The following is a 15,688-nucleotide window of genomic DNA, read 5'->3' as shown; positions in this document are numbered from 1 at the left end:
TGAAGATTTGGAAGTTTTATTGCCTTTAATAGCTTGAAAAGACGTTTTTTGAATATGGCTACAGGGAGGTTATCAAACACAGATAATATGTTATTGCTATGAAATAGTACCCACAAAATTAAATGAAAAAATTACCTTATTCCTTCACCAGTCTTCCCCCATATTTTTTCAGGAGTATTAATAAATCGCTTCTATCTGCTAAATACATATTAGATATAAATACAATCCCGATGTGATCATTAAACAGAATATGGGAAATGACTCCCGGATCATCTCCGTCATGTCCGATATATCCATCGTTGTAAAGATTCCAGAACACTCCTTTATTACGTGTTTGAAGACTCATATTTTCAGGCGCAGTAGCTGGGGTAAAAACCGGAGTAAACATTGTTTTAACCGACTCCTGGCTGAGTACTTTTGAATTGCCATTCAGGCTATGAATCATCCCCAAAACATATTTACTCAGCTCATTTGCAGAAGTTCTGAGTCCTCCGTCCGGATACGTTGTTAAGCAATAATATGGAAAAGCCATTTGTTTATTGAAGTATGGAACTGAATGTTGTTTAAAATTCTTTTTGGTTAAGAGCCAGCTCGTATTATTCATTTTCAGAGGTTTTAATACATACTTCTCCGTAAAAGTAGCAAACGACATTTTTGCTTTCACTTCGATAAGGTAAGCTGCTAACGCTGAACCTATGTTGCTGTAGCTCGCCCGTTTGCCAGATTTACTGTTGGAGAAATTCTGAGTATTGTATAAATTTCCGTCCGAACTTAAGTATGACTTTAAGAAACTTTGCAGCGTAGTATCTGAAAGATCTGAAGTGTATCCACGTTCTTTCATGAATTTACCAAGCGTTGGATCCAAATCGGTCGACTTCCTGAATCTGTAGGATCTTGTGAAAATGGCCTCATTATCGATAATTCCGGATGTGTGGGTAGTAAGGTCTTTAATCGTGATTACCTGATCTGGACGATAAGGGTTTATCACTTTAAAAGGCAGTATTTCATTAATATCTGTCTCCAGCGTAAAATAGTTCAATTCAATAGCTTTCATTAGCGCAACTGCAATAATTGTTTTACTTACCGAGCCTATATTCTGAATAGTTTTCGGCGTAAATGCTTTTTGGTTCTTAATGTCGGCATATCCGAATCCTTTTTGATATATCGGTTCTTTGTTGTTGAGAATGACCACTGCAAAACCTGGCAGATTCTTTTTGTGCAGGTATTCATTAAGATGGTACGTAAGAGAGTCAGCGGGAGTCTGGGAATTCACAGATACTGTAAATACCACCATAGAGAGAGAAAGAATTTTAAGAAATTTCATCGCTTATTATTTGTTTACACTAATTAACAGTGCAAAACTGGCTAATATGTGCGTGCCAATCGCCCGTCTAAGCTAAGACGAACGTATTGAGGTTCTCTGAAATTCGGATGGAGAGATACCTGTATTTTCTTTAAAAGCCTTATTAAAGGTAGTTTTTGAATTGAAACCAGCTTCTAGCGCTATTCCAAGAATATTGTAATGGGAGTATCGCGGGTCAAGCAATAATTTTTTACTTTCATCCACACGGTATCTGTTAATAAAGGTGTAAAAGTTCTCATTAAGTTCTTCATTCAATATCTGCGAAAGATGAATAGGTTTTATCTTTAATCTATCTGCCAGAGAAGTCAGCGTAAGCTCGTTGTAAAGATAGGGTTTCTCAGTTTCCATTAAATGTCTGATCTGTTCAATCATTTCGGATTTTTGTAGCGAGGTTAGCGATGAGTTTTTATACCTGTGTCCACTTTGTTTAAGCTCCGTTACTTCAAACCCTGCGGGCATATTCCTGTAAATGCTTTTTTGGGATATAATATGGTAACCAAGCCAATAACTGAAGATGAGAAGGGCGTATCCCGTCAGATTGAAAATATCTTTTTCGAAGCTACTTAGTGTCCAAAAGAAGACGATTATCAATAAGATAATCACCATTATTCTTACCCAGCTAAGATCATTTTCGTGAACAGTAGAGCTAAGGTGTTTCAGAATCCCCTGATGCTGATTTACACAGGCGTTGATGAGAAAAACATAAATTATCCCCTGGATATTATTATAATATTTGTAAAGAATTGTTAAGAAAGAGCTATTGTGATACTGTTCTATAATTGGCATTGGAAATACCCAGACTAAAAGAAATATAAGAATAGGTATTAAATGAACGAAATGCTTTTTCTGAAAACGAATCGAGTTTTGTGTCAGGGAAACAACATAGAAATAGAGTGATAAGAAAGCAATAAGCAACGAAAACTCATCCAAAAACCGAAGGTAGTTACCAAATACTTTGTTGAAAGCCAGTAAATCATACAGCTGATTTAAACTAAGAGAAATACAAAATGAAAGGAGGAAAAGGGTTGAACTATTGCTGCGATTCTGCCTTATCAAAAATGCGTATAAGCCAATAGAGAAAAAGTTTATGCAGATTATTGCAGATACTAACGTTTCTGGATTAAGGTTGATCATTCAATACTAATATATGTATTATTGTGATTAAAAACTTTATGACAGTACTTAGAATATGGCTATGTAGATAAGACAGATTTTAAAATCATTTAAACAAAAAGCCCTGATTTTCATCAAGGCTTTCATTTCAATTTTTTTTGAAGTACTCGGGGCGGGAATCGAACCCGCACGCCTTTGAAAGCACAGGATTTTAAGTCCTGCGTGTCTACCAGTTCCACCACCCGAGCATTAGCCTGTTCCAAAATCCTTCGGTAGGTTAACCTTTTAAAATAAATGCCTCCTGGTAAGAAGGCATTTAGAGCGAAAGACGAGATTCGAACTCGCGACCCCGACCTTGGCAAGGTCGTGCTCTACCAACTGAGCTACTTTCGCATTAACAAAACCGATATGCTGTTTCGTTTTGGTGATGCAAATATAGACAGATTTCTATTTCTGTCAAGGGATTTTTTATTAAAAATTTAATATTTAGTTTAAATTGCTGGCTTTCAGTGCAAGTAAAATTAAATCAATTTCAAATCCGCGTCCCTGCAGATAGGTAGTGAGCTTCATTTTTCTTTTTAAAGGGTTAGATTCCGTTATGGTGTTCGCTTTTTTAATGGCCAGATTTTCCAGCGTCTGCATATAATCGTCATCATCTAAACTATATAAAGCTTTTTGTAGAATTCTATCCGGAACGCCCTTCAGCTTCAAACCCTGTTTAATTTTTACGCGACCCCATTTTTTAATGTTGAATTTTCCTGAAGCGTATGATTTAGCAAAACGCTCTTCGTTTAAAAAGTTATTTACTATCAGATCAGATAGAATCTCTTCGATCTCATCTCCACGCATTCCCCATTCTACCAATTTATATCGAACTTCTTTTTGTGAGCGTTCCTGGTAAACACAAAAACTTTCTACTTTGGCTAGCGCCTGTTTTTTGTCTAATATTGCTGTCTCTTGTTTGCCGCTTTTCATAATTAATTGATGAAATTCGTAAAAATAATAGCGATTGCCGTATTTTTTTGAATATAATTATAATGCAAAACCCGATCTACACCATTTCTACCATTGCCAAGATTCTCCAGACTGATGTTAAATTAGCGAATGATCAAACAATAATTCAGTTCCTGATTATAGATAGCCGTTCGGTTTTGGCACCAGAAAATTCTTTATTTTTTGCCTTGATTTCTCACCGAAATGGACATGAGTTTATAGAAGATGCCTACCATAAGCAAATCCGAAATTTTGTGGTTACCGAGGGAAAATATATTGCCTTATATCCCGATTGCAATTTTATTCTTGTTGATGATTCACTGCGTGCCTTGCAAACACTTGCTGCTACACATCGAAATCACTTTAATTTGAAAACCGTTGGAATTACCGGAAGTAACGGGAAAACCATTGTAAAAGAATGGTTGTATCAGTTGCTGGCTGTAGATTTTAATATTATTCGAAGTCCGAAAAGTTATAATTCTCAAATCGGGGTGCCACTTTCTGTTTGGCAAATCAATGCTGATCATACCCTTGGAATCTTCGAAGCGGGTATTTCCGCTACGAATGAGATGGAAACGCTTGCCGAAATTATCCAGCCCCAAATTGGAATCCTGACTAACATTGGAGAAGCACATGCAGAAGGCTTCGCTTCTAAAGAAGAAAAACTAGCTGAAAAACTTAAACTTTTTGCAGCCTGCGAGTTATTCATTTATTCTCCGAATTACGTTAATGGAATTGATTTTTCAGCATTACCAGGTCAAAGAAAATTCAGTTGGAGTAGTACTCAGGGGGCCGATCTTCGAATTATTGCAATAGAACCTGTTGAAGGAAATTGCCATTTGCGGGCAATCCATCAGGATCAGGAAATTACTTGTCTTTTGCCCTTTAAAGATAAGGCGTCTATTGAAAATGGAATCATTTGCTGGGCAACTTTACTGGCACTAGGTTATAGCTCAGCACAAGCCAGCTTACGTCTGGATAAATTGAGTCATGTGAGTATGCGGCTCGAATTGAAAAACGGTATCAATCAGTGTTCCATTATTGATGATTCTTACAGTGCCGATATTTCTTCGCTGGCCATTGCACTAGATTTCCTCAATCAACAAAACCAGCATGCTAAAAAAACTGTCATCCTTTCTGAGTTATTTGAAACCGGGAAAGATGATATCGTTTTATATACTGAAATAGCCGACTTACTTGCGCAGAAAAAAGTAAGTCGTTTGATTGGAATCGGAATACATCTTGCTCAATATGCAGCACTGTTTAAGTGTGAAACACAATTCTTCGAAGATACGGATGCTTTCATCCGTGATTTTCCGGGTTTACAATTTAGCCATGAAACGATTTTGGTAAAAGGAGCGAGGCGTTTTGAATTCGCCAGAATTAGCAAAATACTTACGCAGAAAATTCACGATACTGTATTGGAGATCGACTTAAATGCAATGGTTAGTAACCTGCAATTTTACCGTTCTAAGATTAAGCCTGGTGTTAAAATTATGGCCATGGTAAAAGCTTTTTCTTATGGAAGCGGAAGTTTCGAAATTGCTAATTTGCTGCAATTTCATAAAGTTGATTATCTGGCGGTGGCTTATGCAGATGAAGGAATCGCTTTGCGTAAATCTGGAATCACGTTGCCTATAATGGTGATGAGTCCGGAAGAATCTGCTTTTGAAGCGATTATAAAGCATCATTTGGAACCGGAAATTTATAGTTTGGAGATCTTAAAAAGCTTTTTAAATGCACTTCCCGAAGAGATTACAAATTATCCTGTGCACTTAAAAATCGACAGTGGAATGCACCGTTTGGGTTTTGATCATGATGAAATTGAGAAACTATCTGAGTTTCTGAAAGATTCTCAACAGATAAAAGTTCAGAGTATATTTTCACATTTGGTTGCAAGTGGCGAAGCAGCGCATGATGGTTTTACTCAGCAACAGATCGATAAGTTTAAAATTATCGCTAACCAATTAACCATTGTTTTAGGTTATAAACCAATACTTCATGTTGCCAATACTTCGGGAATTAGTCGCTGGCCTGACGGACAAATGGATATGGTTCGTTTGGGAATTGGTTTGTACGGTTTCGATGCTGCGCTTTTAAATAACCGCGGATTACAGACCACAATGGTATTAAAAACGACTGTTACCCAAGTTAAAACTTTAGACGCAGGCGAAACGGTTGGTTACAGCAGGCGGGGTGTAATGCCGAATGGTGGTAAAATCGCGACTGTGAAAATCGGCTACGCTGATGGTTACAATCGTGCTTTCGGAAATGGTGTAGGTAAAATGCTTATTAATGGTCAGTTAGTTCCTACTATCGGCTCTATTTGTATGGATATGACTATGCTGGATATTACAGGTTTGGATGTGAGTGCTGGTGATGAAGCGATCGTATTTAATAAAGAACAAACCATTATACAGCTGGCGGATGATACCAATACCATTCCTTATGAAATCTTAACAAATATATCACAAAGGGTTAAACGGGTTTATTTTTATGAATAGATTGGTTCATTTGTCATTGGTTCAATAGTTCATTAGTTTGGGTGCAGATAAACTGGTTCATTTGTCATTGGTTCATTTGTCATTGGTTCATTTGTTCATTGGGGTCAGGGTGCAGACAACCTGGTTCATTTGTCATTGGTTCAATAGTTCATTAGTCTTGATGGAGCTAATAAGCCATGCTAACTAATGAACTAATGATTATTGAACCAATGAACTTTCAAACCAATTAACTAATGACTATTGAACTAATGAACCATTAACTATTGAACATTTTTAAATAAGTTTGTAACATGAACAAAATCGGGAGGGCTATTTTAAACTATTTAATAAAGGGTTTATTAATTGTAGTACCCATCGCAGTAAGTATTTTTATAGTTGTTTGGGCAGTTACTACAGTAGATAGCTGGCTGAATGTTAATAATATACTTGGTGTTAATCCACATACTGGCGAAAGTAGAAATATTCCGGGGTTAGGCCTTCTAACCGTTTTAACCCTTATTTTATTGGCTGGTATTTTCGTAACTAATTTAGTTACCGAGCCGATGTACAATTGGTTTCAACGCATGATGCAGCGGTTACCATTGCTAAATTTTATTTATTCTTCCATTAAAGATCTTACTGAGGCTTTTGTTGGCGATGAAAAGAAATTTAATCACCCGGTATTGGTAGAGGTAGAAGGGGGACTAAAGAAAATTGGCTTCTTAACCCAGAACGATCTTCATAAATTGGATTTACCAGATGATGTTGCTGTTTATTTTCCGTTATCATATTCTTTTGCGGGGCAGCTTTGTATTGTAAAACGAGATAAGGTTACAGATTTAAAGATGAGCGCTGCAGATGCTATGAAACTAGTAGTGAGTGGCGGTGTTAGCGGCCTTTAAAACTATAGCGTCAAATAAAGTCATCCGATGAATATCTGCAAAAAGCTATTATTCATCGGATGACTAATTAAGCGTCACGTCCTCCAACAAAGGCATCCGATGAATATTTGCATCAAGCTAGTATCCATCGGATGACTAATTAAATAAGCATTTTAGAAGGTTGGGTTTTTAACCAAGCGTCCTCCTGAACTTGATTCAGGATCTTCAGAAACGGATGACTAATTAAGCATTTTAAAAAATACTTCTGCTGGTGGAAAGTATAACCATAATGATAATAAATAGATACAGAATCCGGGTATAATACTCCCTGATAAAAAGCCCTGCCATAATCAACAAATCATCGTCGATATTGCTGTGGATGAGGCCTCCGCCAGATGATGAATTGTAGATAATCTGCTTGTTTTTGTGGTTATTAACAGACCATCTGCTGGCCCAACTATTTTGATAACTCCAATCGAATTCTTCTCCTGAAGTACAAAAAATCTTCGCTTTAAAGCTTATCCAATCATAACGGATAACGGCCAAAACCTCATTTTTTTGATTGAATATTTTCGTTTCCGGATTAGAATATCCCTCACTTCTCAACAGGTAAATGCCTTCTTGCGTGGTGGCTATTGCAGAATTTTTGAAAGAGCTGAAATTGATAGAAAACTTTAGAAATGCATTCTCCCATACTTGATAATTACTATCAAATAAACCTTTTCTCCAATTCAATATTTTCTCCATCGCTTCCTGGGTTTCGTTTTAGACTGCCGAATAAACGAATCGTTACAGGAAATGTTGTAAATAAAAAAAGTGCCCGCGGTTACGAGCACTTTCTTTATAATGATTTGAATTTTGAAGGATTGAATGAGAGAATATTACTTCAACATGATTTCAATTTTGAAGGATTGAATGAGAGAATATTTCAATATCCAAATCCTCAAATTCTTTTAATCCTGTTCTTTAATCTTATTTAAAAATTAGGTTTCAGTACGTATTTATCATAGAACCTGAAAATATGTTCTGCAGCTTCTTCTGCCGTATCTACCAGTCTGAATAAATTCAAATCTTCTTCATGGATATTGTGTTCCTGCTGCAACATGGTGCCTTTAATCCAGTCGATTAAACCACTCCAGTAGTCTTTACCGACTAACACAATTGGAAAACGTGCAATTTTACCAGTTTGAATTAAAGTTAAAGCCTCAAAAAGTTCATCCATGGTACCAAAACCACCAGGTAGAACCACAAAACCCTGACTGTATTTCATGAACATCACTTTGCGGACGAAAAAGTAATCGAACTCTAATAATTTATTATGATCGATGTATTTATTGTGAAACTGCTCAAAGGGCAATTCGATATTTAATCCTACCGATTTACCGCCATTGTTGTATGCTCCTTTGTTACCAGCCTCCATAATACCCGGGCCACCGCCGGTAATTACACCATAACCACGATCGGTTAAGAGCTTGCCACATTGCTCAGCCAGTTGATAATATCTATTTGTTTCTGCGGTACGTGCTGAACCATAAATGGTTACACATGGACCAATTTTCGCTAATTTTTCAAAGCCGTCGACAAATTCGGCCATTATTTTAAAAATTTGCCAGGAATCTGTTACTTTAATTTCTTGCCAGTCTTTATTTTCAAAGGCACTTCTGATTTTTTCTTCACTCGTCATATGTACTGTATGCTATATATTAAAATTTGGTTTGTGCATCAGTTTTTTTGCTGATGAAAAGCAAACCTATAAATGTGATTAAACCATTAATTAAAATCAGTTCAACACTGAAAACGTAACCGCCTAATAATTTGGTTGAGTAGGTTGAAAGCAAGTAACATAAAAAAGGCGATAATATGCAAACTATTGGCACTAATTTATCATGCAAACCTCGTTTTTTTACAAACAATCCAAAACTGTATAATCCAAGAAGTGGTCCGTACGTGTAAGAGGCAATGGTGAAAATTAAGCTCACTACTGATGAACTATTTAAAGCGTTGATTACAATGATTACCAAAAACATTAAGATGGAGAATGCAACGTGTACAGTGTGGCGTTTTTTCACCGCATCTTTAGCATTCGCATTTTCTGCCTTGGCCATGCCTAAAAAATCAACACAAAAAGAAGTGGTAAGTGCTGTTAGTGCCGAATCGGTTGTTGCAAAAGTGGCCGCTGTTAAGCCCAGCATGAAGATAATGGCAGGTACCGCTCCTAAGTTATTCAACGCAATTTCAGGGAAAAGTAAATCTGTTCTTGGTTTGCCACTAAAGTGATCCAATGGAATATCGATGCCGTTTTTGGCTGCGAAAATATATAACAAAGCACCAACGCTCAGGAAAAATACATTCAGGATGACGAATACTCCGGTAAAGGTAAACATGTTTTTTTGCGCTTCTTTTATCGTACCCATACTCAGGTTTTTCTGCATCAGATCCTGATCTAAACCCGTCATGGCGATGGTTACAAAAATGCCACCGATAAATTGTTTGCTGAAGTAAAACTTGTTGGTTAAAAATTCATCTAAAAAGAAAATCTTTGAATAGCTGCTGCTTTTTATCGTTTCGAAAGCCTGTGGAATATTGAAACCCAGACTGCTGCAAATGAAATAAATGGTTAAAAAAACCGACAAAACCAGGAAAAACGTTTGCAATGTATCGGTAATAATAATGGTTTTCAGGCCACCTTTAAACGTGTAAGACCAGATCAGCGCCAGGGAAATTAATACCGTAAGCCAGAAGGGAATGCCATAATTATCGAAAATGAATCGCTGTAAAACAATTACCACCAGGTATAATCGGGTTGCTGAACCCAATGTTCTGCTTAACAGGAAAATTGATGCCGCAGTTTTGTAGCTATAATAGCCTAAACGCTGTTCTATATAACTATAAATGGACGTGAGTTTCATCCGGTAATACAGCGGTAATAATACTGTGCATATAATAATGAAACCTACTGCATTGCCTAAAACAAACTGGAAATACTGAAACTGGTTTCCGGCAGGTGCGCCAACTTCTCCGGGTACGGAAATAAATGTTACACCCGAAAGTGCGGTTCCAATCATTCCGAAGGCTACCAGGTACCATTTTGAGTTTCTGTTGGCGATAAAAAATGAGGCATTATCGGAAGAACCTTTCGAGGTAACAAATGAGATAATGATCAACAGTAAAAAATATCCAATCAGGAAACATAAGAGTATGGTTGGCGACATAGTTTTGTTTTAAGCAGCTAAATGTAAGAAATTAATGTTAGTTGTTTTGTTGGTTAGATGGTTAGTTTTTTCGGTACCGCCACAAAATAACTAAAAAACCAAAGCACTAAAAAACCAAGCAACTATTTCATATTTTTGTGCATGAATTTTTCATCCAAACTGCTTGAAGATGCGGTAAACGAATTCTCTAAATTACCTGGTGTGGGACAAAAAACTGCTTTGCGTTTAGTGCTACATCTTTTAAATAAAGAACAGGAGGAAGTGAACCAGTTTGGCAATACTTTTATAAAGCTTAAACAACAGATCAAACATTGCAGTATTTGTAATAATATCTCAGATTTTGCAGTTTGCGAAATCTGCACTTCATTGAAACGCGATAAGGAAACCATCTGTGTGGTAGAAGATACCCGGGATGTAATGGCAATCGAAAATACCGGACAGTACTTTGGTGTTTATCATGTATTAGGAGGTTTGATTTCTCCGATGGATGGAGTGGGGCCAACTGATTTATATATTGATGGATTGGTTTCCAGAGTGGCTGCCGGCGGAATTAAAGAAATTATTCTGGCCCTTAGTCCGAATATGGAAGGCGATACCACACTTTTCTATCTTTATAAACGCTTAAAAGAATTTAATGTTCCGGTAACTACCATTGCCCGGGGAATTGCCTTTGGCGGTGAATTAGAATACACTGATGAAATTACGCTTGGCCGCTCGATCATCACGCGTGTGCCTTACGAAACGGCCATGATGAAATAGTTTGGTAGTCGGAAGTCAGGAGTCCGAAGTCTGGAGTCGGAAGTCAGGAATAAATAATATAATAGAAATGAATAGGTACCCAGTCTTATACTTGATACCCATTACTAAGCACTCAATCTTGATACTCGATACTTACTACTAACTAATAGCGTAAGCACCCAGTCTTGATACTCGATATTTACTACTCGATACTTACTACTCACTACTTGATACTAAAAACCCGACACTAAAAAAATGAATCTCAAAAATAAAGTCATCATCATCACTGGTGCATCCAGCGGAATAGGTAAAGCATGTGCAGAAGAGTTTGCTAAACGAGGAGCGAATTTAGTTTTAGCTGCCCGTCAGTATGTAACACTTTGTGAAATTACTGCTGATTTAGAAAAAAAATACAACATCAGGGCGGTAGCTGTTCAGGCCGATGTTAGTAAGGAGGCAGATTGCGAATTAATTATTAAACAGACGTTAGTTTCTTTTCAAAAGATTGATGTTTTGGTTAATAATGCTGGTTTATCAATGCGTGCTTTGTTTAACGATGTAGATCTGTCAGTGCTGAAAAACCTGATGGATGTAAATTTCTGGGGAACAGTTTATTGTACAAAATATGCTTTGCCTGAAATTTTGAAAGCGAAGGGAACTATTGTTGGCGTATCATCTATTGCAGGTTTCAGAGGTTTACCAGGAAGAACGGGATACTCTGCATCTAAATTTGCAATGAATGGTTTTATAGAATCATTACGTACCGAATTGCTGAATACCGGCGTGAATGTACTGCTGGCTTGCCCGGGATTTACGGCATCCAACATTCGGGTTACTGCATTATCAAAAGATGGTGTTGCACATGGCGAAACCAGTATGGATGAAGGTAAAATGATGTCATCAGAAGAAGTGGCCAGCCATATTGCTAACGGAATAGAACAGCGCAAGCGCACGTTAATCATGACTGGTCAAGGTAAGTTGGCGGTTTGGATGAATAAGTTGTTTCCGGCATTTGTAGATAAAAAGGTATTTGATTTATTTGCGAAGGAAAAGAATCCGTTAGTTGGAAGGTAAAAGCTGAAAGACTAAAGCAAAAAGGTAAAAGCTGAAAGTTCTATGCCAATGATAATAATGCTTCCATTTATCATTTCATGTTTGAATAAGAATCAGTTATCATTTTAAAGTAGTAGATGTGTCGATTGCGCTTAGTCTTTATACCCGTCATTTTAATTCCTGGCTTTTCTTAGGTTTTAAGTATGCATTTTAAAGTAGTAGATGTGTCAATTGCACCCAGTCTTGATACTCACGACTTAATACTCACGACTTAATACTCACGACTTCCTACCCAAAAAACCACAACCTTCACAATTCCGTTTATTTACTTTTGATAGAAAAAACTTTCATATGCTTAAAAGACTCGTTTTAGTAATGCTCTTGTTTCAAACCATAATCTCTTCTGCTCAGGTAAAAACGGCTAAAAATATCAATTACGCAGGCAATACCGAGATCAAAAATACGCTGAACATCTTTTATGAAAATAATGGGGTGGCGGATAAACCAGTATTGATTTTTATTCATGGAGGATCATGGAGCAGTGGAAAAAAGGAAACATATTGGTGGTTGGGACGGAATTTTGCCAGAAAGGGAATCGTTACCGTAATCATCAATTATCCCCTGGCTCCGGATGCTCAATATGGTAAAATGGCAGAAGATTGTGCTTTAGCCGTAAAATGGGTGCAAAGCAACATTAATAATTATCAAGCAAGCCCTGAAAAGATTTTTATAATGGGGCATTCTGCAGGCGCACATTTAGGCGAGCTGATTAATGCAGATCCACAGTATTTTAAGAAGGTGGGAATCAAAAACCCAATTAAAGGCGTAATTTTAAATGATCCTTTCGGACTGGATTTACATGAGTACCTCACTACAGCAGAAAAGGATAATTTCTATTACGATTTCATAAGAACCTTTACCGCAAAGCCCGAGGTTTGGAAACTCGCCTCGCCAATGGATTATGTACAAAACATTAAAAATCCACATTTACTTTTTTATGGTGGGAAAACATATGGAGCCATTAGAATTCAAACACCGAGACTTTACGAAAAATTAAAATCGAATAATGTGCCTGTAGAGATTAAGGAAATTAAAGGCAAAAGCCATGTTCCTATGATAAGTCAGATGATATTTGGTGGGAATGATTTGTATCAGGATATTGTGGAATTTATTCTTCGTATTTCGTCATTGCGAGGCACGAAGCAATCTTAATGCGGCAGCTGGGCTTTTTTATTTGTTCTGTTGCAACAGCCTTGATCATTAAAGTCGGTAACAGCGGAAATTCTTTTTGCAGTAATCTTCAATATCCCGCTATCTGCAGTTGTGAAACAGACCCTTTCCCGAAATCGGGACAGGCAGTGCCTCAGGATGACAGCACCACCAAAAAAAATATTTTGTCTTGGCCAGACGGGCTTTTTTCTTTTGACAACAAAAGAAACAAAATTGTCGGCTTAAAATTTTTGTTTGAAAGTTTGTGGTTTGGCTTGAGTAGTGCATGCCCAAAAATTTGTTAGGCCGATCTAAGTAGAACGGAGATGAGTGCTAAGACTTAACTGGATGGAAATAGCTAAAGTCAAACTCACTTAATGCTTATATTGTAGCTTGAGTAACCTAAAACCCGATAGTAGCGGTCCCGATTCCTTCAATCGGGATAAAGCGAATGACGGGACTATCGGAACCGATTAGCATTACCACCGCTTTCCAAAAACAAAATAAAGTTTTCCCAAAAAGGGGAAAGTATGCTTCTCTAAATCGTCGGGGTAATCTTATCTAAGATCACTAAAGTCGGTAACAGCGGAAATCCTTTTTGTTTGCAGCAACCTTAAATATCCTGCTATCTGCAGCTATGGAACAGATCCTTTTCCGAAATCGGGACAGGCAGTGCCTCAGGATGACAGCACCACCAAAAAAAATATTTTGTCTTGGCCAGACGGGCTTTTTTCTTTTGACAACAAAAGAAACAAAATTGTCGGCTTAAAATTTTTGTTTGAAAGTTTGTGGTTTGGCTTGAGTAGTGCATGCCCAAAAATTTGTTAGGCCGATCTAAGTAGAACGGAGATGAGTGCTAAGGCTTAGCTGGATGGAAATAGCTAAAGTAAAACTCACTTAATGCTTATATTGTAGCTTGAGTAACCTAAACCCGGTAGTAGCGGTCCCGATTCCTTCAATCGGGATAAAGCGAATGACGGGACTATCGGAACCGATTAGCATTACCACCGCTTTCCAAAAACAAAATAAAGCTTTCCAAAAAGGGGAAAGTATGCTTCTCTAAATCGTCGGGGTAATCTTATCTAAGATCACTAAAGTCGGTAACAGCGGAAATTCTTTTTGCAGTAATCTTCAATATCCCGCTATCTGCAGCTATGGAACAGATCCTTTCCCGAAATCGGGACAGGCAGTGCCTCAGGATGACAGCACCACTAAAAAAAAATATTTTGTCTTGGCCAGACGGGCTTTTTTCTTTTGACAACAAAAGAAACAAAATTGTCGGCTTAAAATTTTTGTTTGAAAGTTTGTGGTTTGGCTTGAGTAGTGCATGCCCAAAAATTTGTTAGGCCGATCTAAGTAGAACGGAGATGAGTGCTAAGGCTTAGCTGGATGGAAATAGCTAAAGTAAAACTCATTTAATGCTTATATTGTAGCTTGAGTAACCTAAACCTGGTAGTAGCGGTCCCGATTCCTTCAATCGGGATAAAGCGAATGACGGGACTATGGCAACCGATTAGCACTACCATTGCTTTCCAAAAAAAGAAAAAACTTTCCAAAAAGGGGAAGTATGATTCTTCAAACCGTCGGGGTAATCTTATCTAATTTACTATAATCCAGAACCGTTTTGCCCTCTATGTTATGGTAATGCATGAGCTCGAATTTCGAATTCCATTCAATATCTTCGTCCTGATAACTGGTTCTGGCATGAATCGTTTGAGCAAAGGTATCATCAAAAGCTTTCAAAATAAGCACAATTTCCACTTCAGCAACCTTTAATTCTTCTAGCGTTTTCTCAAATAATAAGCTGTCTTCCGTAATCGGATGAACGATTGTCCAGTTGAGCGACAGTATACTAATTTTACTTCGTTCTAATTCCATCGGATAAAAACTACGCTTTAGTTTTCCATCAACGGTTTCATTATACGTCATAAACATTTGTGCTTCGATATCTATCAATGAATTTTTGCGAAGATTAACCAGTCGGCACATCAAACCCGTATGGTTTTGATAAGGCGCAATAACCATTTTTTTACTGAAGGAAACTTTTGATGTTGGCCTGCTAAAACGACCATAAAGTAAGCCTGTTGCCAGCGCAAAAGCAAGTAAGCCCAACATGCTTTCGAAAGCCGCAAGCACACTGGTGATAAAACCTTGCGGAGAGATATGGCCATAACCTACCGTTGAGATGGTTTGTGCCGAAAAGAAAAAGGCATCGAAAAACTGATCCCGAAGCGTAATGCCTTTTGCTCCATTAAGATTTTCGATTCCGATCACGTTATAGGCAACAGCGAAAAGTGTGTTTACAATGAGGTAAGTGATCAGAATGACCAGGAAAAAACGGGGCCAGCTCATGGTCACTAATCGGGTGTAGGTATCGTCGAATTTAAACCAAGGCAAGCCTGTTCGCTCAACATTCGCCGTGCCATCGGTATTTAAAACACGCTGATTTTTGATCACGGGAGTGGAACCGAAACCCAAATCATCATTAAACTGTACTTTTCTTCGAAAGAAAGCCATATATTTTTAGAAAGATTTTGGAATTATAAAAAAGTATATCAATATTTGTTCTATACAAACATGATAATTAAAAACTTAAATAACAATTGGTGGTGGCATAACGAAATTCGTTAGGCAAATTCTATT

At 37.5% G+C, this 15,688-nt stretch carries 12 protein-coding genes and 2 tRNA genes; 5 read left to right on the top strand and 9 right to left on the bottom strand.

All coding sequences use genetic code 11. The annotated features are described in order from the left end of the window. Positions 1–136: 136 nt before the first annotated feature. From ACN1CD_RS17535 to ACN1CD_RS17515, 5 genes are all read right to left on the bottom strand, one after another. Positions 137–1,324, bottom strand: a complete 1,188-nt coding sequence (locus ACN1CD_RS17535) for a serine hydrolase domain-containing protein (RefSeq protein ID WP_419131695.1) — start codon at positions 1,322–1,324, stop codon at positions 137–139. Between the two features lie 72 nt (positions 1,325–1,396). Then, the gene (locus ACN1CD_RS17530; RefSeq protein ID WP_419131694.1) at positions 1,397–2,149 is read right to left on the bottom strand and encodes a helix-turn-helix domain-containing protein; all 753 of its coding nucleotides are present in this window, start codon (positions 2,147–2,149) and stop codon (positions 1,397–1,399) included. 491 nt (positions 2,150–2,640) lie between these two features. Then, a tRNA-Leu gene (locus tag ACN1CD_RS17525) sits at positions 2,641–2,724 on the bottom strand. Between the two features lie 72 nt (positions 2,725–2,796). Next, positions 2,797–2,869: transfer RNA gene (locus ACN1CD_RS17520), tRNA-Gly, on the bottom strand. Positions 2,870–2,962: 93 nt separating this feature from the next. Then, entirely contained in the window at positions 2,963–3,451 is a 489-nt protein-coding gene (locus ACN1CD_RS17515) for a regulatory protein RecX (protein WP_419131693.1), read from the bottom strand. 62 nt (positions 3,452–3,513) lie between these two features. On the opposite strand from ACN1CD_RS17515, the gene ACN1CD_RS17510 reads away from it, so the two are divergent. Both ACN1CD_RS17510 and ACN1CD_RS17505 read left to right on the top strand, forming a co-directional pair. Then, positions 3,514–5,973, top strand: coding sequence for a bifunctional UDP-N-acetylmuramoyl-tripeptide:D-alanyl-D-alanine ligase/alanine racemase (locus ACN1CD_RS17510; RefSeq protein ID WP_419131692.1), 2,460 nt, complete (start codon positions 3,514–3,516; stop codon positions 5,971–5,973). Between the two features lie 290 nt (positions 5,974–6,263). Then, complete coding sequence (locus tag ACN1CD_RS17505; protein WP_419131691.1) at positions 6,264–6,854, top strand: DUF502 domain-containing protein; 591 nt, start codon at positions 6,264–6,266, stop codon at positions 6,852–6,854. A 231-nt stretch (positions 6,855–7,085) separates the two neighbouring features. On the opposite strand, the gene ACN1CD_RS17500 is transcribed toward ACN1CD_RS17505, so the two are convergent. From ACN1CD_RS17500 to ACN1CD_RS17490, 3 genes are all read right to left on the bottom strand, one after another. Then, positions 7,086–7,580, bottom strand: a complete 495-nt coding sequence (locus ACN1CD_RS17500) for a hypothetical protein (protein WP_419131690.1) — start codon at positions 7,578–7,580, stop codon at positions 7,086–7,088. Between the two features lie 229 nt (positions 7,581–7,809). Then, entirely contained in the window at positions 7,810–8,517 is a 708-nt protein-coding gene (locus ACN1CD_RS17495; RefSeq protein WP_419131689.1) for a TIGR00730 family Rossman fold protein, read from the bottom strand. Between the two features lie 19 nt (positions 8,518–8,536). Further along, positions 8,537–10,045, bottom strand: coding sequence for a sodium:solute symporter (locus ACN1CD_RS17490; RefSeq protein WP_419131688.1), 1,509 nt, complete (start codon positions 10,043–10,045; stop codon positions 8,537–8,539). A 141-nt stretch (positions 10,046–10,186) separates the two neighbouring features. On the opposite strand from ACN1CD_RS17490, the gene recR reads away from it, so the two are divergent. From recR to ACN1CD_RS17475, 3 genes are all read left to right on the top strand, one after another. Beyond that, a complete protein-coding gene (recR, locus tag ACN1CD_RS17485; RefSeq protein WP_419131687.1) occupies positions 10,187–10,804 on the top strand; it encodes a recombination mediator RecR in 618 nt (205 codons plus the stop codon). Between the two features lie 234 nt (positions 10,805–11,038). Continuing rightward, positions 11,039–11,857, top strand: a complete 819-nt coding sequence (locus ACN1CD_RS17480) for an SDR family oxidoreductase (RefSeq protein ID WP_419131686.1) — start codon at positions 11,039–11,041, stop codon at positions 11,855–11,857. A gap of 330 nt (positions 11,858–12,187) precedes the next feature. Then, positions 12,188–13,048 carry an alpha/beta hydrolase gene (locus ACN1CD_RS17475; protein WP_419131685.1) on the top strand — a complete coding sequence of 287 codons (861 nt, stop codon included), beginning with the start codon at positions 12,188–12,190 and terminating at the stop codon, positions 13,046–13,048. A 1,572-nt stretch (positions 13,049–14,620) separates the two neighbouring features. Here ACN1CD_RS17475 and ACN1CD_RS17470 read toward each other — a convergent pair. Next, positions 14,621–15,562, bottom strand: coding sequence for an ion channel (locus ACN1CD_RS17470; protein ID WP_419131684.1), 942 nt, complete (start codon positions 15,560–15,562; stop codon positions 14,621–14,623). Between the last annotated feature and the right edge of the window lie 126 nt (positions 15,563–15,688).

Source organism: Pedobacter sp. N23S346 (assembly GCF_048515415.1).
Classification (GTDB): domain Bacteria; phylum Bacteroidota; class Bacteroidia; order Sphingobacteriales; family Sphingobacteriaceae; genus Pedobacter.
The sequence above is the reverse complement of the archived record's forward strand: the minus strand, read 5'-3'. Positions and strand labels throughout refer to the sequence as shown.